Here is an 18,915-nt window from a genome sequence, read left to right as displayed (position 1 = left end):
GCGTCACGTGGCGAGTTCGCGGCGGAGCACCTTCTCGAGCTCATGGCCTGCCGCATCCCAGGAACGTCCCTCCACACTGGACGCGGCCGCGCGTGCGGTCGCGTCGAAGTCCGGCGTTGTGACCACTTCGGACAAAGCACGCGCCAGTGAGTGCGGGGTGGGTGCCGCGTACCGGACGTGGTCGTTGTCCAGGACCACGCGGTTGAAGTGCGCGTCGTTCACGACGGGGATGCAGCCCGCCGCGAGCATCTCGTGCGGCACGAGGGACACGTTGGTCATCGACAGCGACAACCCGGCGAAGCAGCGGTTGTAGATGGCGTTGAGGTCGTCCGGCGTGACCAGGCCGTGGTCGACGAACTGCGGGCCGAGGTCGCCGATCTTCTCGCCGTAGACGTGGATCTTGAGATCGGGGTGCTTCGCCGCGAAGACCTCCAACGCCAGCACACCGAGCTCGTACGCCCGGCGCGGGGCCTTCTTGCGGGCGTAGAAGACGATGCCGTCACGCTTCTCGCCGCCGAGCTTGTACCTGTCGGCGTCGCAACCGAAGTCGAAGTGGTCGGCGGGCATGCCGTGCTCGTCGCGGACCTTGTCGGCGAGGAACCGCCCGGCCGTGAAGCCGTGCATGCCCATCCGGTAGGTGTTCTCCGCCAGCGCGTACAGGCCGCCCTGCGGGTAGAACCACGGTTCGTAGTCCTGCACGAGGTAGAACCTCTTGCCGGCGCACGGGTCGTTGAACGCCGGGTACGCGGTGATCCACGCCGTGGCGAACACCGCGTGGGCGTCCGCCATGCCGTCCGTGACGTCGCGGATGCGGCCCTTGAAGAACGGGAACGCGGCGCGGATGCCGGGTTCGAGGTCGGCGACGGTGTTGCCGAACGTGTCGTACAGGTAGAGGTCGCAGCGGTGCCCCAGGTCCTCGAGGTGCCGGATGAGCCGGAACATCGTGGTGTGGCCGCCGGACCCCTTGGACGGGGGAGTGGTGACCCAGTTGACCGTGAGCTTGCCGTCCTGCGGGATCGGCGGGATGACGACCGGCTTGCGCTGCTCGACGTCCGCCGCGCGCACGTCCTCCAGCCGGACGGGCAGGTCCTCGCCCTCGACCCCGAGCCGGCGCGACGCGGCCGTGAGCAACCGGGCGCCGAGCTGTTTCGCGCCCTGCTCGCGGACGATCTTCGTGACCTGCCTCAGCCGTCTCACGCGCCTGCCCTCTTCTTCAGCACCGCAATGACCTCATGCCGCATCGGGAACACGACGACCGCGTACGCGAGGCACGCCGCCGCCCCGCCGACGAGGATCTGCAACAACTGGCTGTCGATCACGTTCCTGATCGCCAGCACCACCGCGACCATGAGCACACCGCCGAGGAACGGCCGCAGCAGCCGGACGCCGAGCGCCCCCGCCCTGATGCCGTACGGCTTGAACGTGATCAGGTACGCGGGCGTGATGATCAGCACCGCCACGACGACGTGCGCCGCCGCCACGCCCCGGATGCCGTCGAGGTGCGCGCCCAGCGCCAGCAACGGCACGAGCGCCCCGAGCCACACCAGGTGGATCACCAGGATCGCCTTGGACCGCCCGGCGGACGCGAGGAAGTCGTACCCGAGCTCCAAAGCGACCCTGACCGCTCCCAGTAGCACCAGCAACGCCAGCGCGGCCGCGGCGGGCGCCCACCGTTCGCCGTACACCACGCGGATCAGCGGATCGGCCAACGCCGCCAGCAACACGCACGCCGGCACCGTGACGAGAGCCAGCAGCCCGAGTGCGCGCCCGAACGCCTTCTGGAACAGCTCGGGGTCCTCGCGCACCTTGGAGAACGCGGCCAGCGACACGCTGCGCACCGGGGCGCTGAACGCCGCCACCGGCCAGCTCGCGAGGTTGAACGCCAGCAGGTAGAAGCCGAGCGGCACCGTTCCCAGGACGGCGCCGACCACGATGTAGTCGACGTTCATCACGCCGAAGATCAGCAGGCTCGACCCGGCGAGCGGCAGGCCGAACGCGAGGAGTTCCTTGGCCTGCGCGGAGTTCCAGCCGGGCCGGAACCGGTCCTTGGTGAGCCAGAACATGATGACGGCCGCGGAGAGGTTCTGCGCGATCCGCTGCCACGCGAGGCTCCACGCCCCGAAACCCATCAGCGCCAGCACGACGGCCACCGCCGTGCCGCAGACGAACGCGGCGGTGTCGGCGTAGAACTTGTGGTCCTGCCGGAAGTTGCGCTGCATCATCGCGCCCGGCACCGCCGTCGCGCCCGCGATCACGAGCGCCACGGACATGAGCTGGATGACGCCGGTCGCCTCGGGGGCGTCCATGGCGCCGGAGAACCAGGGTGCGCCGACCACGCAGATCAACGCGAGAAGACCGCCCGAAGCGAGGGACAGCGTCGTGACGGTCGGGGCCATCTCGTCGATGGGGCCGTTGTGGCGGACGAGGGCCGCGCTGACGCCCAGTTCGGAGACGCTGAGGACGATGTTGAGGACGACCAGCGCGACCGCGAAGACGCCGAACTGCTCGGGGGCGATCAGGCGGGCCAGCAGGATGCTGATGCCGACCGCGGCGAGACGTTGCAGCAGCGAGTTGATCGCGCTCCAGCGGATGGCCGACGAGACGCGGCCTTCGAGCTGACCCTTGTCCTGCTCGACCGTGCTCACCGCTCGCCCCGCCACTTCCACTTTTGCGTGCCGATCCACAGCTTCGCCCTCTTCACCGCGTGCGGGGCGAGGAAGAGCTGAGTCCTGCTCAGGAACTCCGGGCTGAACTTCTTGCGCCGCTGCAGAGCCCTGTACTCGGGCAGCGTCTCCAGCTCCGGGTAGGTCTCGCGGGCGAAGTCCAGCAGCTCCTGCTCGGTGCCGTCGAGCTGGTTGCGGTCGTGCAGCCGCACCGCGCGCCACAACGCGTCCGCGGCGATCGCCTTGCGCGCCATCGAGCGCAGCCGGCCGGGCAGCCCGGGGTTCTCCGCGAGCACCAGGTCGAACACGTCGCGGCGCTGCTCCAGGTCGGCGAACACGGACTTGAACGTCGTGCGCATCATCGAGTTCTCGTGCACCCGGTAGTACGCGCCGGGCTTGCCGGACACGTACCCGATGTCCGACACGGCCGCGATCCGCAGCCACATCTCCAGGTCGCCCGCGTGGGGGAGGTCGGCGCGGTAGCCGCCCACTTTCTGCTGGACCTTGGTGCGCACCACGACCTCGGGCGAGGAGATCACGTTGCGGCTGCTGCGGAAGCGGTTCTCGATCCAGTCCTCGCCGCGCCACACCTTGGACGTGACCGGCAGCTGGGTGATCTTCGGCAACGCGTCGTGGTCGCTGTAGTAGACGACCCGGCCGTAGACCATGCCCACCGAGGGGTTCTGCTCGAAGACGGCGGCGGCGCGCTGCAACGCTCCCGGCGCCAGCAGGTCGTCCGCGGACAGCAGGACCGTGTAGTCGGCGGTCGCCCAGTCCAGCAGGCCCTCGTTGTAGGTGGCGATGTGCCCCTTGTTCACCTCGTGCCGGTAGCCCTCGACGCGCTTGTCGGCGGCCATCAGCTCGGCCATCACCTCGGGCGTGTTGTCCGAGGACGTGTCGTCGATCACCAGCACCCGCACGTCCACGCCTGGCTGGTCCAGGACGCTGCGGACGCACGTCGGCAGGAAGTGGGCGTAGTTGTAACAGGGGATCACGACGTCCACTGTGGGAAGCGTTGGCACAACCTAGCTATCGGTATCCCCGCGCATTCGTTAGCGCCGCAACGTTTTGGGTCCGGCACACGATGTACGGGTGACCGGAGTAAGGGGAGTCATGGCCGACCACGTCATCCTGACGCGCTTCAACCTGCCGTCAAAGGGCGCCGAAAGTTACGTCCGGGCAAAGGAAGGATGGCTGACCGAACGCGTTGCGCTGTTCGAGCGCTACTGCCTGCCATCGGTGCTCGCGCAGACGGACAAACGGACGCGGTGGCTCATCTACTTCGACCCCGAATCACCGCAATGGCTCAAGGACAAAATCGCCTCCCACGGTGACGCGTACACGCCCGTTTACCGTCCGGAAGTGTCGCGGGAAGAGCTCAGATCGGACATCCGGTCGCTTTTCGGTCAGGTCGGCGAGGAACTCATCACCACCAACCTCGACAACGACGACGGCCTCGCGGTCGACTTCGTGGAACGCCTCTGCGCCGCCCCGCGCCCGACCACGACCGCGGCGTACTACCTGGTCAACGGCCTGATCAAGTCGCCGGGCGGCCTCTACCACCGGGTCGACCGGCACAACGCGTTCGTCAGCGTCCGCGAGTCCTGGGACGAGCCGGTGACCTGCTGGGCGCACTGGCACAACCACATGCACCTGCACTTCCCGGTGGTCGAGCTCGAGGGCGCGCCCGGCTGGCTGCAGGTCGTGCACGGCGGCAACGTGTCGAACCGCACACGCGGCCGGCTCGTCTCGCCCGAGCCGTACAGGACCTCGTTCGGCGACTCGCTCGACGACGTCCAGGCGCCCAGGACGCTCGCCGTCGCGCAGGACCGGCTGGTCGACCAGCCGATCCGGTTCGTGCGCGACTCGGGCCGCGTGGCCGCGAAGAACGCGGCCATGAAGGTCCTCGGCAAGGGCGGCTTCGAGAAGATCAAGCAGAAGCTGGCGTCTCGCGGTTGAGGCCTCCGCTCTCGCTCACGAGCGCTTTCTCGTGAGCGAGAGCGGACTCACTTCTGTTCTTGAATCAACGCAGCAGCGATCAGCGTCACGGTGAGTGCGCACAGCGCCACCGTGACGCTGAGTGAAAAGTTCGAGAACTGCAGAAGAAGTCCAAAAGCGACGGACGAAACGAGACGCCCGAGCGCCTGGCCCGTCTGCACGACCGAGAGCCCCGAGGCGCGCAACGACTCCGGCGCCGACTCGCTCACCTTGGCCGACAGCACGCCGTCCGTCGCCGCGTAGAACAGCCCGTGCAGCAGCAGTGCGACGATCGCCACACCCATCCCGCCCTCGGGGATGAACAGCAGCGCGTACACGCCCAGCAGCAGCCCGTGCCCGGCGAGGAACATCCGCCAGCGCCCTGCGCGGTCCGCGAGCTTCCCGAGCGGCGCGGCGGCCGCGAGGAAGACGACCGCCGTGCCGAGCGGGAGCAGGGGCAGGTAGCTCAGCGAGATGTTCGTGGCCTTCTGCACCAGCACGTAGACGAACGCGTCCGACACCGTCGCGAGCCCCAGCAGGCCGGCCGAGATCGTGGTCCGCCGGAACGCCCGGTCGGTCAGCAGGTCGAGGCCCGCGCGGAACGACGGCCGCGGCCCCTTCGGCTTCCTGTCCGCCGGCGTGTCCCGCACGAACGCGATCAGCACGATCAGCCCGATGACCGCGAACGCCGCCGACACCGCGAAGATCGGCCCCGGCACCGTCCCGATCTGGAAGAGCAGCACGAACGTGATCAGCGGCCCGACCAGCGCGCCGAACGTGTCCATCGTGCGGTGCACGCCGAACGCCGCCCCGAGCCGGTCCTCCGGCGTGGCCAGCGAGATCATCGCGTCGCGCGGCGCCGTCCGGATGCCCTTGCCCGCCCGGTCCGCCGCCATCAGCGCGCCGATCCCGAACGGCGAGGCGCCGACCAGCGGGAAGAACACCTTGGTGACGGCCGACAGCCCGTAGCCGGCGGCCGCGACGGCCTTCGGCTTGCGGAACTTGTCCGAGATGCCGCCTCCGACCAGCCGCAGCACGGCCGTGGCGCCGGTGTAGATGCCGTCCAACAGGCCGAACTGCGCGTAGCCCAGGTTCAGCGTGAACAGCAGGTACACCGGCAGGAACGCGGTGATCATCTCGGCGGAGACGTCGGTCAGCAGGCTGACCGTGCCGAGCGCGAACACCGTGCCGGGCAACCGCTTGCGGAAGTCCGTCTTGGACGGTCGGGAGGACGCGACGTACATGGGCACCTACCAGCTGAGCGTTTGGTGCCACACCTCAAGGGACAGCAGCGTCCAGATGCGCGGCTGCTCGTTGCGGTCACCCGAGTCGTGGTCGTCGAGCAGCGATCGCACCGCGGCCCGGTCGAAGGTCTTGCCCACGAACGACGTGGGCCCGGTGAGCAGGTCGTAGGCCATGTCCCGCAGGCCGTCGCGGAACCAGGCGTCGAGCGGCACCTTGAAGCCGGACTTCGGCCGGTCGACGATGTCGGCCGGCAGGTGCTGGCGCGCGACCTCCTTCACGACCCACTTGGTCGTGCCGCCGCGCACCTTCACGTTGCTGGGCAGCGAGAACGCCAGCTCCGCGACCCGGTGGTCGAGGAACGGCGGGCGCAGCTCCAGCGACGCGGCCATCGACATGCGGTCGCCGCGCTCGAGCAGGTTGTCGGCGAGCCAGGTGTGCGAGTCGGCGTAGAGCATGCGCCGCAACGCGTCCCCGCGGCCGTTCTCGTACGGCGCGAGCACCGAGCGGGTCGCCGGGCCGCCGAGCAGCGCCGCCCGTTCGGCCACCGTGAACGGGGCGAACCAGCCGCGCATGCGTTCGGCGTAGGACGGCTCGGCGATGGCCCGCAGCGCGATGCCCAGCCGTGCCTTGGACGCCGGCAGCGCCTTCTCGATGCGCTTCAACGCCGCGGACGGCGCGAACCCGGCGAGGCGGGTGGCCTGGGCGAAGCGGTACTTGGGGTAGCCGCCGAACAGCTCGTCGCTGCCCTCGCCGGACAGCACGACCTTGACGTCGCGGCGCGCCAGTTCGGCGAGGCGGAACACGGCCACGTCGGCGGGTTCGGACAGCGGCGCGTCGCGGTGCCAGGAGAGCTTCGCCCAGCTGTCGCGGAAGTCGTCGGCCGTCACGATCACGTTGTGGTGGTTGCTGCCGACGAGCTTCGCGACCTTCTCGGCGTGGTGGATCTCGTCCACGCGCGGGTCGCCGAAGCCCGCGGAGAACGTGTGCAGCTCCGCGTCACCCCGTTCCCGCGCCACCAGAGCCGTGATGAGCGACGAGTCGACCCCGCCGGACAGGTAGGCGCCGACCGGCACGTCCGCGACCAGAGCGTCGCGCACAGAGGCCGTCAGGGCCTCGTCCACGAGCCGCACGGCCTCCTCGGGCGTGACGGACCGGATCTCCGACTCGCGCGGCAGCTCCCAGTACGGCGCGGTGCGCACCTCGCCCACGGTCGTGACGACCAGGTGGTGGCCCTGCGGCACCTTCCGCACGCCCCGGACCAGCGTGTGCGGAGCAGGCACGGAGCGGTGCGCCAGGTAGTCGTGCAACGACTCGTGGTCGACCTCGGCCGCGCCGATCGCGGGCAGCAGCGCCTTGATCTCGGACGCGAACGCGAACATCTTCGCGTCGGCGTAGTAGTAGAGCGGCAGGATGCCGAGCCGGTCGCGGAAGAGGTGCGTCTCGTTCGTCTTCGAGTCGTGGACCGCGTAGGCGAACTGGCCGCGCAGCTTCTCGACGGCTTGGGGCCCGTGCTGCTCGAAGAGCGCCAGCAGGACCTCGGTGTCGCCGTTCGTGCGGAACGGGTAGCTGAGCTCCTCGCGCAGCTGCCGGTAGTTCAGGATCTCGCCGTTGAACGCGATCTGCGTCGTGCCGGACGCGCCCGCCATCGGCTGCGGCGACCCGGCCAGGTCGATGATCGACAGCCGGGTGTGCGCGAAGCCGACCGAGCCCTCGCTCCAGAAGCCGCTGTCGTCGGGGCCGCGGTGGTGCAGCCGCTTCGCCATCTCGGCGAGCACCTCGCGCGAGACGGGCTTGCCGTCGAACCGTCTGATTCCTGCGATGCCGCACATGTCAGCGGTCCTCCGCGATCTGCATGAGCTCACGGGCCCGGGAGTCCCACGACGACGTGAGCACGGCCGCGCGGCGTTCGGCCGGGGTCTTCAGGCCGCCGTCCTTGAGCGTGAGGCGGATCTGGTCGATGAAGTCGGCCTCGCCCTTGGCGATCCGGATGACGTCGCCGTACCGCTCGACCTCGGGGAAGTCCGTCGACACGACGGCCAGGCCCAGGGCCAGGTACTCCTTCATCTTGATCGGGTTGGCGTGCTTGATCCAGTCGTTGTCGAGCCACGGCATCAGCGCCACGTCGAACCCGCTGCCGTAGCCCGGGATCGTGTCGTAGCTGCGGAAGTCGAGCCAGTGCACGTTGGGGTACTTCTCGTAGCGCTCCATCGAGCAGGTGGCGTCGCCGATCAGCACGACCGACGCCTCGGGGAACTCCTGCGCGACCTTCTCGATCAGGTCGAAGTCGACGAGGTAGTCGTCGAGGCTGCCGAAGAACCCGATGCGCGGGCCGGGGACGCTCGCGATGTCCGCCGGCAGCTCGGTGCGGCGGGTGAAGTGGTCGACGTCCACGCCGTGGTCGAGGAAGTGCGCGCGGTCGCCGGTGAGCCTCGACTCCTCTTCCTGGAGCGCGCGGGAGACGTAGAGCACGGTGTCCGAATTGGACAGCAGCTGGTTCTCCAGCGCGGCGATCGTGCCCTGGTCGGCCTCGGGGAACGCGGAGTGCCGGTCGGAGCGGTTGAAGATCAGGCCCTTGGTCTTCATCGGCTCCACGACGTCCCACGCGGTGGGGATGGTGGCGACGACGACGGGCGTGCCCATGCGCAGGAAGAAGCACACGGCCTTGACCTGGGTGCGGACCAGCACGGAGTTCAGCTTGCGCAGCCACGGCTTGCCGTAGAACGGCAGGGGAGCGGGCGTCATCACGTAGAAGTTCGGCGTGTCCTCGATGGGACGGCGGACGAGCTTCGCGACGCTCGCCGCCTTGCGGAGGATGCGGCGCAGGAACTGCGTGCTCTTGCCGGGCGACGGCATCCGCAGGCCGATGCTGTTGACCAGCAGCACCTTGCGGTGCTTGGCGACCCGGCGCAGCAGCTGGAAGTCGGAGTGGGCCCGGTTGTGGTACCACCAGTCCTGCGCCGAGAAGCACAGGTAGCTCGGTCCCTCCGAGGCCACTTCCTCCGGCCAGCGGCGCATGCTGAACAGCCCCTTCAACGCGGTGCGGTGCTTCGGCGACCGTGCGCGAAGCCCTTCGTTCACGACCATGGCGACCCACATGAGCGCGGCGGCGAACCGGCCGTGCAGCTCGCGGTGCAGGCGGACCTTGTTCGAGGTGAGCATCGACCAGAGGCGGGCGTTCGTGGAGACCTCGCCACCGATGTGCGTGACCACGGCGCGCGGCTCGAACCAGACGCCGCCGGCCCTGATCATGTACTCGGTCTCCTCCGAATAGAGGAAGTACCGTTCGTCCAAAAGGCCGTGTCGCTCGATGACCTCGCGCTTGACCAGCCACGCGCAGCCCGTCGCCCAGTCGGCCCGGTGCGCGCCCTGGTAGGCCTTCGTGTCCGTGACGGTCTCGCCGAGGCCGATCGCGCCGGCCCGTCCGCCGCCGATGGCCGCCTCCGCGAAGGCACCCAGCGCGGTCGGGTCGCGGCGGAGCGAGAGGGAGAGCGCGCCGCTTTCGTCGACGAGCTTGGGCGCGACGATCGGTTTGTCAGCGGCGCGGAGTGATTCCACGGCTCCTGGGTGCAACCGGATGTCGGCGTTCAAGATGAGAACGTCGTGTCCTTCTGCCGCTTTGATGCCCAAATTCACACCCGCGGCGTATCCACCGTTGACGGGACTGCGCACGATTTCCACGCCGGGGCGAGTGGCGGCCGCCACAGTTCCGTCGGTGGAGGCGTTGTCTACGACGATCACTTTCACGTCATCCGGCAGGGAGTCAAGACATCCGCCGATGACCTGTTCGCTCTGGTAAGTGACGATGACCACCGCGACAGGTGACCGCTCCACAACCGCTCCTCGCTTTGGGGCCTCTGCGCGTACATCGAGCCTTTTGCAACCTCCGTTACGAGATTGAGGTCGCCTGTAACCGTTTGGCCTTCCAGAACGAGAACCAGAGCGTGACGTCATCACCTCACGTGCTGATCATCGTGCAGAACCTCCCCGTCCCGTTGGACCGCCGGGTGTGGCTGGAATGCCGCGCCCTGACCAACGCCGGGTACGAGGTTTCGGTGATCTGCCCCAAGGGTCCGGGTGATCCCGCCTACCAACTCCTCGACGGAGTGCACATCTACAAGTACGCTCCGCCGCCCCAGGCCGAAGGCGCGCTGGGCTACGCCTGGGAGTTCCTGTACTGCTGGGTGCGCACGGCGTTGCTGAGCGTGAAGGTCCGCTCCCGCAGGCGATTCCACGTCATGCAGGCGTGCAACCCGCCGGACACCTACTGGGCGCTGGCCCTGCTGTGGCGGCTGGGTGGCGTGAAGTTCGTCTTCGACCACCACGACCTCAACCCCGAGGTGTTCCTCTCGCGCTTCGGGGAGCCCACCGGGTTCGCGGGCAAGCTGCAGTACCGGATCTTGAAGTGGCTGGAGCGCCGGACGTTCCGCACGGCCGACCGGGTGACGTCGACCAACACCTCGTACCAGAAGATCGCGTGGACTCGGGGCGATGTGCCGCCCGAGCACACGACGGTCGTGCGCTCCGGTCCCGACACGACCGTGATGCGGCCTGTCGAGGGCGTGGACGAACTCCGACGCGGCGGCAAACACTTGGTGGCCTATCTCGGAATCATGGGACCGCAGGACGGCGTCGACGGGGTCCTCGAAGTCGCACGGAGAGTGGTCTTCGACCGCGGCAGGACCGACGTGCGGTTCGCGCTGCTGGGCTTCGGCGACTGCCTCGAAGACCTGAAGAAGCAGGCCACGGCCTGGGGGCTTGATCCTTACGTCGAGTTCACCGGAAGGGTTGGGCCCGAACAGATCACCCGTTACCTGTCGACCTCGTCGGCCGGACTGGGCCCGGATCCGTTGTCGCCTTTGAACGACGTGTCCACTATGAACAAGACCATGGAGTACATGGCCTACGCGCTGCCGGTCGTCACGTACCGGTTGCAGGAGACCGTGGTGTCCGCTGGCGAGTGCGCCGTGCTGGTCGAACCGGGTGACGTCGAGGGCTTCACGACGGCGTTGCTCGACCTGCTCGACGACGCGGAACGCCGCGCGCGGCTGGGCTTCGAGGGCCGCCGCCGGTGCGAGTCCGTGCTCGACTGGCGCCCGCAGGCCGAGAACTACGTGGGCGTGTTCGACGGGCTCACCGGCTTCGTCTCGCGCGGCCCGTTCCCCGACGGCCGGCCAGAGCTCGTGGCCGGCGTCGACCAGTGGGGCAACAAGATGATCGACGTGAGCGACGACGCCGTGCTCCGCGCGTTCGCCGTGAACCGAACGGGAGAATGATGTTCGTCAGAAGGATCGCTGTCGTCGGCACCGGCTACGTCGGTCTGACCACCGGTGCCTGCCTCGCCTCGCTGGGCCACCGGGTGGTGTGCGCGGACGTCGACGCCTCGAAGGTCGAGCGGCTGTCGCGCGGTGAGGTCGACATCCTCGAACCGCGGCTCGCCGAGCTCGTCGCCGAAGGTTTGGCGTCCGGTCGCCTTTCGTTCGTGTTGGGCGCCTCCGCGGCCGTCTCCGACGCCGAGGTCGTGTTCCTGTGCGTGCCGACGCCGATGGGTGTCGGCGGCATCGCGGACCTCCAGGCCGTCGAGTCCGTTGTGGACGAGACGCGTGACCTGCTGCCGTCCGGCTGCGTGATCGTCAACAAGTCCACCGTGCCCGTCGGCACGTCGATCCGCACCGCCGAGCTGCTGCGCCGCGACGACGTGGCCGTCGTGTCGAACCCCGAGTTCCTGCGCGAGGGCTCGGCCGTGCACGACTTCCTGAACCCCGACCGCATCGTCGTCGGCTGCGACCAGCAGGACGCCGCCGAGCGCGTGGCGGCGCTGTACGCCCGCCTGGGCGCGCCGACGGTGCTGACCGACGCGGCCTCGGCCGAGATGGTCAAGTACGCGGCCAACTGCTTCCTGGCGATGAAGCTCTCGTACGTCAACGCGGTCGCCGAGCTGTGCGAGCGCCTCGGTGCGAACATCACCGACGTCACCGAGGGCATGGGCTACGACAAGCGCATCGGCCAGGCGTTCCTGAATCCCGGCCCCGGCTGGGGCGGCTCGTGCCTGCCCAAGGACACGCACGCGATGCTCCAGGTCGCGGACGCGGCCGACTTCGAGTTCCGCCTGCTGCGCGCCACGATCGACACCAACGAGCGGCAGCGCCAGCGGATGGTCGAGAAGGTGCGCCTCGCGGTCACCGGCAAGCGCGGCGGCTCGCTGTCGCACGTGCGCCTCGGGTTGCTGGGCCTGACGTTCAAGGCCGGCACGGACGACCTGCGCGACTCGCCGGCCCTGGCCGTGGCGGCGCTGCTGAAGCAGGCGGGCGCCGAGCTCGTCGGCTACGACCCGGCGTTGTCCGGTGGCTCCGACCTCGGCGCGGTGTCCGTTGTGGACGATCCGTACGTGGCGGCGAAGGACGTCGACGCGCTGGTCGTGCTGACGGAGTGGCCGGAGTTCCGCTCGCTCGACTGGGCGCGCCTCGCGGAGACCGTGCGGCAGCCGGTCGTCGTTGACACGCGCAACCTCTTGGACCCGGACGTGCTGCGCCGCGCGGGCCTCACCTGCACCTCGCTCGGGCGCGGCTGAGTCCTTTTGAGACTGTCCATTTAGCTCAATGGTGTGACAGGGCGCGCGCGGTTGTCGGGCTGGCGCTTTGATTCCCGGCATCACCCGGTGGGACTCGCCCGCCGGGTCTTGTCGGGGAGGTTCCCGTGGCTGGACTCATGGACATGGTTCAAGGTCTCGTGCACCAGGCATCCGGTCTGCTGGCTCAGGCTTCCGAGCTCGCCTCCGGCCTGATGTCCGCGCTGCCGCTCTAGAGACCCGCGAACAGGTCTGTCTCCGGCAACGGGGCGTTCGTCCGGTCCAGGTCTCGGAAGTAGTGGTCGTGCTGCTTCTGGACCGCGAACGCCCCCACGCTGATCACCGTGGCACCCTCGCTCGCCGTCAGGTAGAGCTTCTGGGGGATCCCCGTCCGGTAGACCGCCAGCTTGGTCTGCCGCAGCGGTCCTCTGTGGTCGGCCACCACCACCTGCGGTTCGTACCGCTCGATCAGGTCGTACGGGTCGGCCGTCTCCACGTGCGTGACGCCCAGTTCTCGTGCCTGGTCCCTGACGTCCTCGTTCTCGCTGCACACCACGGTCCTGACGCCCTCGGCCGTGTAGCGCGCGAGCGTTCCGGCCACCGGCGCGAGGTCGTCCGCGAGCACGACCAGCAGGGTCCTCACCACCGCGGCAGATCCGGCCCGTGATGGGTGATGCCGGCGAAGAGGTCGGTCTCCGGCACGGTCGCGCCGGTGGTGTCGAACGCGCGGATGTACGACTCGGCCGCGAACCGCTGCTGCGCCGTCAGCTTCCCGATGAGCGACTGGCTCTCGTAGCAGTGCAACGCCTTGCGCTTGACGTCGGCCACCTGCGACGTGTCCACCGTGGTCGTGGCGAGGCTGTCGTGCGCCTCCAGGTACAGCTTGGCCGGGATGCCGGTCTCCTTGACCGCGTGGTGCGCCACCCGCGCCGCGTGGACGTGGTCGCGGTGCTGGTGCGGGTTGTGGTGGTCGTGCGTGACGACGATCTGCGGCCGGTAGTGCTCGATCAACGCCGCCACCCGCCCCGCCGCGGTCTCCACCGGAATGGAGCAGAACGCGCCCGGCAGCAGCTGACCGGTCTCCCCGGAGTCGTGGTACCCCAACAGTTCCAGGTCCGTCACCCCCAGCACGTCGCACGCGGCGTTCAGCTGGGCCCGCCGCCGCGCAGCCACCGCCTGCGGGTGGTGGTTGAGCTCGCCGGGCTTGGCACCGTCCGGCATGTCTCCCAACTCGCCGCCGGTGCACGTGACGAGCACGATCCGGACGCCTTGGCGGGCGTAGTGGGCCAGGATTCCTCCGGTCGACCGCGACTCGTCGTCGGGGTGAGCGTGGACGGCCAGCAAGGTTCTCGGTCCATCGAACTGCACGCGGGGGAAGGTACCTCGAAACTATTGTCTTGCGGGTGACCGACTTGCCGTCCAACCGCCCGCCCGTTCCAGCTTCCTCGCCGTCTGGCGCACCGGATGCCGCGCTGCCCTCCGGGTTGAAGCCCGTGGAGCTCGCCCTGCACCTGCGCGGGCAGATCGAGCGCGGGCACGCGTACGCGCGATCGCGCAAGCAGCGGTTCAGGTGGAAGTCCGTAACTGTCCGACTGACCACTTTGGTGCTTTCGGCGGTGTCGACGATCATCCTGGGACTCCAGAACCTCGACCCGTGGACGGGAACCGCGTTCTCGCTGGTGGCCGTCGTGACCGTGGTGTCCGCTTTGGAGCCGTTCTTCGCCTGGCGGTCCCTGTGGGTGCTGATGGAGGAGGCCAGCTACAAGTTCCACCGGCTGGAGGACGACCTCGGGTACTACATCGCGTCCACTCCGGCCGATCAGGTGGATCCGGCGAGGGTGGGGGAGATGTTCGAGCAGTACCAGGAGATCTGGGACTCGTTGAGCGGGCGGTGGCTGAAGTTCCGCGACAACGCGTGAGGTGTGGTGGGTAGGCCGCGTCGCTAGCGCGGTGGTTGAGTTGGGGTGCAAAGACTCTGACGGGCGTGGTCGAGTCATCGCCGCTGGCGCGTCGATAGAGATCGGGGCTTGACTTCGGGGCCCTTGCGAGGTGCTTGTCGGACCGGAAAAGCCCCAATCACTTCGCGTGCGCGGCTGAGTTGCGTTGGCACGTCACCGATACCGCTTGGACGGCGGTGTTAGGGAAGGACGCCTCGCCTTCGGCATTGCGTTGGGTCTTGGCCGGGCTCGGCTGCGCCATCGCGAAGCTTGCGCTCGGTCGGGCTCGCCTTCGGCTTCGCCAGGCCCTAAAGCCATCCTCGACCCGTCTCGCCTCGACCCGTCTCGCCTCGACCTGTCTTGCCTTGCCGCTCGCCCGGTCGGACTGTCAGACCTGCTGAGTACGTTGGGTCGCGGGGGGTCCTGAGTGCGAGGGGACGCCTACGCCAGCCTGCCCGGCCGCGCGGTGCCCCCAGCCGCGCGGCGCCGCCTGCCGGGGCAGGATGGGGGACATGACCCGTACCGCGCGGCGCATGTTCGAGCTGCTGGAACCCATCTGCCTGGTCACCTTCTTCGCCGACGAGTGCGGCGAGGAGCTGGCCGCACTGGGGCACCCCAACTACTGGTCCGGCTACTTCGCCAGCCGCGCGGCGCCGTTGGGGCGGGTTCCGGCGGAGGTGGTGCACGCCGCGTTCTACAACTTCGGGCCCGGCGAGGCCGCCCGGCACATCCCCAAGGCGTGGGAGAAGATCCCGCCCGAGGAGTCGCTGGCCGCCAGGGAACGGGGGAGTGCGGCCTCGGTGCGGCGCATCCTGGGCGACCTGGCCGAGACCGGAGGACTGGTGCGCGCCGCTGATCTCACCACCAAGGCGGCGGTGAGTGCCTCGACCGCCGGCAGGGTGATGTACGCGGGGATGCGCACGGTGCCGGTGCCGGCGGACCCGGTGGCCCGGCTGTGGCATTCGGCGACCATGTTGCGCGAGCACCGCGGGGACGGGCACATCGCCGCGCTCGTCGGTGCGCGGATCGGCGGGATCGAGGCGCACGTGCTGTCGGCGTTGGCGATGGGGGTGTATCCCGCCGAGTCGTTCGGGCGGATCCACCACCTGCCGAAGGAGTTGCTCGTGGCGGTGATGGACGGGCTGCGGGCGCGCGGGATCGTGGACGCCGAGGGGCGGTTCACGGACGCGGGCCGGGAGCTGCAGCGGCGGATCGAGGAGCTGACGGACGAGCTGGCCGAGGAGCCCTACGAGGCGCTCTCGGCGGAAGAGCTGGACGAGCTGGTGGCGGTGCTGGAGCCGCTGTCCGCCAAGGTGCGGGCGACGCAGTGATCGCCTTCACCGCCGGGCGTGCCGGCGGTGAAGGCGAACAAGGGGGTGTTACGGGGTGCCGGCGGGCTTGCCCTTGCCGTCGGCCGCGTTCGGGTCGTGCAGGAAGTTGTCCTGCCACACCGCCCACTTGCCGGTGGCGCCCTTCTGGCTCACGTAGGCCGCGCCCCAGCCGGTGCCGGTGAAGCGGTTGTTGATCGACTTCATGTTCCGGCCGTAGGTGTTGCCGAAGCCCGACTCGAGGCCGAGCTGGTAGCCGCCGCCTTCGAGCAGGTTGCCCTCGACGGTGACGTTGTCGATGTCGCCGCCGTAGGTCTGGATGAAGAGGGCGCCGGTGTCGTTGCCGGTCGAGCAGTCGATGCGGTTGTTGCGGAACGTGAGGGTGCGGCCCGCGTTCTTGTCCAGCGGGAAGTCGCGGACGGTGGCGCCGTCGTTGTGGCTCTCACCCTCGGAGCGCAGGCCGCGGACGTAGTTGCCCTCGGCGAGGCCGCTCAGGGAGCTGCCGGTGTTGTAGAAGCAGATGCCGGAGCCCATGCCGCTGATGTAGTTGCGCTGCAGGGTGCCGACGCCGAGGAACGCGCAGGAGCCCGCGATGGTCTTGGCCGAGAGGGCCGAGCCGTCGATGTTCGAGTCGCGGATCGTCACGGGGGCGCCGGTGACCTGGCAGGAGTTGCTGCCGCACGGGCCGTTCGTGGTGATCAGAGGCTGCGTCTCGCCCGCGCGGGTGGGGCGGATGCAGGACTTCTCGATGGTGATGTTGCCGGCGAAGAGGGTGAGGGTCTGCTCGATGCGCTTGCCGGAGATCACGGTGCCGGAGGCGGGGGAACCCGAGCCCGTGTAGAGCGGCAGGGAGTCGCAGTTGAGGCCGTGCGCGGCGAGGCCGGTGTTGGCCTGGGTGAGCTTCCAGCCGGGCGAGCCCGCGGGGGCGGGGCTGTTGGGCGGCGGCTTCACGGGGCCGTTCGTGGCGGTCTTGGTGGCGGAGCTGCTGGGGGCCGCCGAGCTGCTCGGGGCGGCGGAGGAACTGCTGGTCTCGGTGCTGGTCGAGGTGGCGCTGGTGCTCTCCGGCGCGGATGTCGGCTGGGCCGCCTTGGTCGGGGTGCAGGCGGCCAACGCGATGACACCACCGGTCAGCAGTACGGCCAATCTCAGTCTCACGGCTGGTTCTACCTCCACGCGCGCTCACGACGGGGGACCGTGAACTCGCTAATTGTGTCGTCGGCCGTTGCGGAATGTGTACAAAACTCGTGCGACGGAGTTCGTACGGGGGCCTTTGAACGACCAGCACGATGCACGGGACGAACGGAGGAGTCAAGCCGAACCCGTTGGGGTGCAACATCATCTTCCGTCCGGCGGGGAATGCTCCATCCGTGTGAGCAGGTAGATCACGGTTTTATCACCGAGCCATATGATTCTTTGATGTGTGAGATCAGCGACCTGTGAAAGCCGCCCGTCCGGGACCCTCCGTGAGGAAGCTGTGCACAGCGCGTGGCAGGTCCTCTGTCTCGTACAACGCCGCCGCGATGGTCGTGACGTGAGCGTCGGCCTCTGGGACGCCTCCGTTCTCGAAATGCGCGAGCACCTGTTTGGTCGCAAAGTGTGCCTGCGTCGGGCCGGTCGCCAGAGACAAAGCGAACTGCTCCGCCGCCAACGCGAAGCCTTCGTCGGGGAACACCCGGTTAACGACATTCCAACGTTCGAGGGTCGCCGCGTCGTAAAGGTCGCCGGTCATCACGAACTCCTTCGCGCGACCCACGCCCGCCCGCGCCGCCAAACGCTGCGTGCCGCCCATCGTCGGCGTCAGGCCCACGACCTTCTCCACGAGCCCGAACCGTGCCGAAGTGGAGGCCACGATCAGGTCGCACGCCACCGCCAGCTCGAAAGCCCAGGTCAGGCACAACGCGTGCGCGGCGAACACGGTCGGCATCGGCAGCGCGGCGAGCCGCTGCGGCAGCACCAGCATCCGGTCGAACAGCCGCTGGGCCTCGTCGCGGTACTCCTGCTGCGCGAACAACGACACGTCGACGCCACCCGACACGACCTTGCCCGTGGCGTTGACCAGCAACGCCCGCGCGTCGCCCAGGTCGTCCAGGGCCTCGTGGAACTCCGCGTCAAGGTCCAGGGAGTACAGGTTGAGCGGCGGCGCGTCGATCGTGATGATCGCGAGCTCGTCCCGGCGGGTCAGGTGGATCTTCAAAGTCACAACCAATCGCGGCGCTTGAACATCAGGTACAGGACGTACGAGAGGGCGAAGATACCCAGCGTGGACACCCGAAACCCCCATTTCTGCTCGAAACCGGGGTAAGGGACGTTCATGCCGTAGTACCCGGAGATCGCCGTCGGCACCGCGATGATCGCGGCCCAGCTGGTGACCTTCTTCATGATCGAGTTCAGCCGGTTGCCCTGCACGGCCACCTCGGCCTCGCGCAGGTTCGTCACGAGCTCCCGCATCGACTCGGTCAGCTCCGCCGTGAACAGCGCGTGGTCCTTCACGTCCAGGTAGTACGGCATCATCGCGTCGTCCACGAGGTCGTGCTCGCGGTGCAGCAACGACCCGAGCACCTCCCGCATCGGCAACGCGACCCGCCGCAGCTGCACCAGCGCCCGCCGCAGCTGCAACGCCTTGCGCCCGACGTGCGGCTTCTCCTCGTAGATGCGGTCTTCCAGCGCTTCGATGTCGTCGTCGAGCTTCTGCGCGGCCGCGTACTGGCCGTCCACCACGTCGTCGAGCACCCCGTGCAGCAGGAACCCGACGCCGGACGACGCGAGCCGCGGCGCGCTGTCCCACCGCCGCACCACGCCGTCGAGCTGGTAGTCCTCGCTCTCGCGCACCGTCACCAGGGCGTTCTTCGCCACGAAGACGTCGACCTCGCACGTCCTGATCTCGTGCTGCTCGTACCGGACGGCGTAGACGCTGAGGAACAGGTGGGTGGGGTAGCGGTCGACCTTCGGGCGCTGCCGTTCGGAGAACGCGTCCTCGATCGCGAGCTCGTGCAACCCCAGTTCGTCGCGCAGCAGACCTATCTCGTCTTCGGACGGCGCGCACAGGTCGAACCACACCACGGCGGAGTGATCTTGGAGATGCTTCCGGACCTCGCTGACCGGGAAGTCCCTGTCCACGAGTTCGCCGTTGCGGTACAAGCGGGTCCGACCCATGGGTGACAACGATACGTAGATCTACTCAGATGTGAGGTTTGAGCCCG

At 68.7% G+C, this 18,915-nt stretch carries 16 protein-coding genes; 5 read left to right on the top strand and 11 right to left on the bottom strand.

Annotated features, from left to right (window positions below; all coding sequences use genetic code 11):
* Window positions 1–3: 3 nt before the first annotated feature.
* From ACQEU1_RS13140 to ACQEU1_RS13130, 3 genes are read right to left on the bottom strand one after another with little or no spacing between them, the layout of a single operon-like run.
* Window positions 4–1,197: a rhamnosyltransferase WsaF family glycosyltransferase gene (locus ACQEU1_RS13140; RefSeq protein WP_433200007.1), complete on the bottom strand. Its 1,194-nt coding sequence runs from the start codon at window positions 1,195–1,197 to the stop codon at window positions 4–6.
* Entirely contained in the window at window positions 1,194–2,645 is a 1,452-nt protein-coding gene (locus tag ACQEU1_RS13135) for a lipopolysaccharide biosynthesis protein (RefSeq protein WP_433200004.1), read from the bottom strand. The genes ACQEU1_RS13140 and ACQEU1_RS13135 overlap by 4 nt, the downstream gene beginning before the upstream one ends.
* Window positions 2,642–3,667: a glycosyltransferase gene (locus ACQEU1_RS13130; protein WP_433200001.1), complete on the bottom strand. Its 1,026-nt coding sequence runs from the start codon at window positions 3,665–3,667 to the stop codon at window positions 2,642–2,644. Before ACQEU1_RS13130 ends, ACQEU1_RS13135 begins: the two co-directional genes overlap by 4 nt.
* 109 nt (window positions 3,668–3,776) lie before the next feature.
* Between ACQEU1_RS13130 and ACQEU1_RS13125 the strand changes: the two genes are divergently transcribed.
* Window positions 3,777–4,622, top strand: a complete 846-nt coding sequence (locus tag ACQEU1_RS13125) for a glycosyltransferase (protein WP_433199998.1) — start codon at window positions 3,777–3,779, stop codon at window positions 4,620–4,622.
* Window positions 4,623–4,669: 47 nt separating this feature from the next.
* Here ACQEU1_RS13125 and ACQEU1_RS13120 read toward each other — a convergent pair whose 3' ends face one another.
* Genes ACQEU1_RS13120 through ACQEU1_RS13110 form a run of 3 tightly spaced genes read right to left on the bottom strand, consistent with a single transcriptional unit; the run spans window position 4,670 to window position 9,695 of the window.
* A complete protein-coding gene (locus ACQEU1_RS13120) occupies window positions 4,670–5,884 on the bottom strand; it encodes an MFS transporter (protein WP_433199995.1) in 1,215 nt (404 codons plus the stop codon).
* Window positions 5,885–5,890: 6 nt separating this feature from the next.
* On the bottom strand, window positions 5,891–7,714 hold the full coding sequence (gene asnB, locus ACQEU1_RS13115; protein ID WP_433199992.1) for an asparagine synthase (glutamine-hydrolyzing): 1,824 nt from the start codon (window positions 7,712–7,714) through the stop codon (window positions 5,891–5,893).
* Between the two features lies 1 nt (window position 7,715).
* Window positions 7,716–9,695: a glycosyltransferase gene (locus ACQEU1_RS13110; protein WP_433199989.1), complete on the bottom strand. Its 1,980-nt coding sequence runs from the start codon at window positions 9,693–9,695 to the stop codon at window positions 7,716–7,718.
* Window positions 9,696–9,826: 131 nt separating this feature from the next.
* On the opposite strand from ACQEU1_RS13110, the gene ACQEU1_RS13105 reads away from it, so the two are divergent.
* Together ACQEU1_RS13105 and ACQEU1_RS13100 are read left to right on the top strand one after the other, a co-directional pair.
* Window positions 9,827–11,158: a glycosyltransferase family 4 protein gene (locus tag ACQEU1_RS13105; RefSeq protein ID WP_433199986.1), complete on the top strand. Its 1,332-nt coding sequence runs from the start codon at window positions 9,827–9,829 to the stop codon at window positions 11,156–11,158.
* Window positions 11,158–12,453 carry a UDP-glucose dehydrogenase family protein gene (locus ACQEU1_RS13100; RefSeq protein WP_433199983.1) on the top strand — a complete coding sequence of 432 codons (1,296 nt, stop codon included), beginning with the start codon at window positions 11,158–11,160 and terminating at the stop codon, window positions 12,451–12,453. Before ACQEU1_RS13105 ends, ACQEU1_RS13100 begins: the two co-directional genes overlap by 1 nt.
* 229 nt (window positions 12,454–12,682) lie before the next feature.
* On the opposite strand, the gene ACQEU1_RS13095 is transcribed toward ACQEU1_RS13100, so the two are convergent.
* Both ACQEU1_RS13095 and ACQEU1_RS13090 read right to left on the bottom strand, forming a co-directional pair.
* Window positions 12,683–13,093, bottom strand: coding sequence for a hypothetical protein (locus ACQEU1_RS13095; protein WP_433199980.1), 411 nt, complete (start codon window positions 13,091–13,093; stop codon window positions 12,683–12,685).
* Complete coding sequence (locus ACQEU1_RS13090) at window positions 13,090–13,818, bottom strand: PIG-L deacetylase family protein (protein ID WP_433199977.1); 729 nt, start codon at window positions 13,816–13,818, stop codon at window positions 13,090–13,092. The genes ACQEU1_RS13095 and ACQEU1_RS13090 overlap by 4 nt, the downstream gene beginning before the upstream one ends.
* Before the next feature lie 35 nt (window positions 13,819–13,853).
* On the opposite strand from ACQEU1_RS13090, the gene ACQEU1_RS13085 reads away from it, so the two are divergent.
* Both ACQEU1_RS13085 and ACQEU1_RS13080 read left to right on the top strand, forming a co-directional pair.
* Complete coding sequence (locus ACQEU1_RS13085) at window positions 13,854–14,369, top strand: SLATT domain-containing protein (RefSeq protein ID WP_433199974.1); 516 nt, start codon at window positions 13,854–13,856, stop codon at window positions 14,367–14,369.
* A 530-nt stretch (window positions 14,370–14,899) separates the two neighbouring features.
* Window positions 14,900–15,718: an SCO6745 family protein gene (locus tag ACQEU1_RS13080; RefSeq protein WP_433199971.1), complete on the top strand. Its 819-nt coding sequence runs from the start codon at window positions 14,900–14,902 to the stop codon at window positions 15,716–15,718.
* A 48-nt stretch (window positions 15,719–15,766) separates the two neighbouring features.
* On the opposite strand, the gene ACQEU1_RS13075 is transcribed toward ACQEU1_RS13080, so the two are convergent.
* From ACQEU1_RS13075 to ACQEU1_RS13065, 3 genes are all read right to left on the bottom strand, one after another.
* On the bottom strand, window positions 15,767–16,870 hold the full coding sequence (locus tag ACQEU1_RS13075; protein WP_433199968.1) for a hypothetical protein: 1,104 nt from the start codon (window positions 16,868–16,870) through the stop codon (window positions 15,767–15,769).
* 271 nt (window positions 16,871–17,141) lie between these two features.
* Window positions 17,142–17,915, bottom strand: a complete 774-nt coding sequence (locus ACQEU1_RS13070) for an enoyl-CoA hydratase/isomerase family protein (RefSeq protein ID WP_433199965.1) — start codon at window positions 17,913–17,915, stop codon at window positions 17,142–17,144.
* Window positions 17,912–18,868 (bottom strand): magnesium transporter CorA family protein, encoded by a 957-nt coding sequence (locus tag ACQEU1_RS13065; protein ID WP_433199962.1) that lies wholly within the window; start codon window positions 18,866–18,868, stop codon window positions 17,912–17,914. The genes ACQEU1_RS13070 and ACQEU1_RS13065 overlap by 4 nt, the downstream gene beginning before the upstream one ends.
* Window positions 18,869–18,915: the final 47 nt, after the last annotated feature.

Source organism: Lentzea sp. CA-135723 (assembly GCF_050936595.1).
GTDB lineage: Bacteria > Actinomycetota > Actinomycetes > Mycobacteriales > Pseudonocardiaceae > Lentzea.
The sequence above is the reverse complement of the archived record's forward strand: the minus strand, read 5'-3'. Positions and strand labels throughout refer to the sequence as shown.

Excerpts from the sequence above, each read along its gene's own strand:
- ACQEU1_RS13125 (WP_433199998.1), top strand. The coding sequence starts at position 3,777 with ATGGCCGACCACGTCATCCTGACGCGCTTCAACCTGCCGTCAAAGGGC.
- ACQEU1_RS13120 (WP_433199995.1), bottom strand. The coding sequence starts at position 5,884 with ATGTACGTCGCGTCCTCCCGACCGTCCAAGACGGACTTCCGCAAGCGG.
- asnB (WP_433199992.1), bottom strand. The coding sequence starts at position 7,714 with ATGTGCGGCATCGCAGGAATCAGACGGTTCGACGGCAAGCCCGTCTCG.
- ACQEU1_RS13100 (WP_433199983.1), top strand. The coding sequence starts at position 11,158 with ATGTTCGTCAGAAGGATCGCTGTCGTCGGCACCGGCTACGTCGGTCTG.
- ACQEU1_RS13080 (WP_433199971.1), top strand. The coding sequence starts at position 14,900 with ATGACCCGTACCGCGCGGCGCATGTTCGAGCTGCTGGAACCCATCTGC.
- ACQEU1_RS13065 (WP_433199962.1), bottom strand. The coding sequence starts at position 18,868 with ATGGGTCGGACCCGCTTGTACCGCAACGGCGAACTCGTGGACAGGGAC.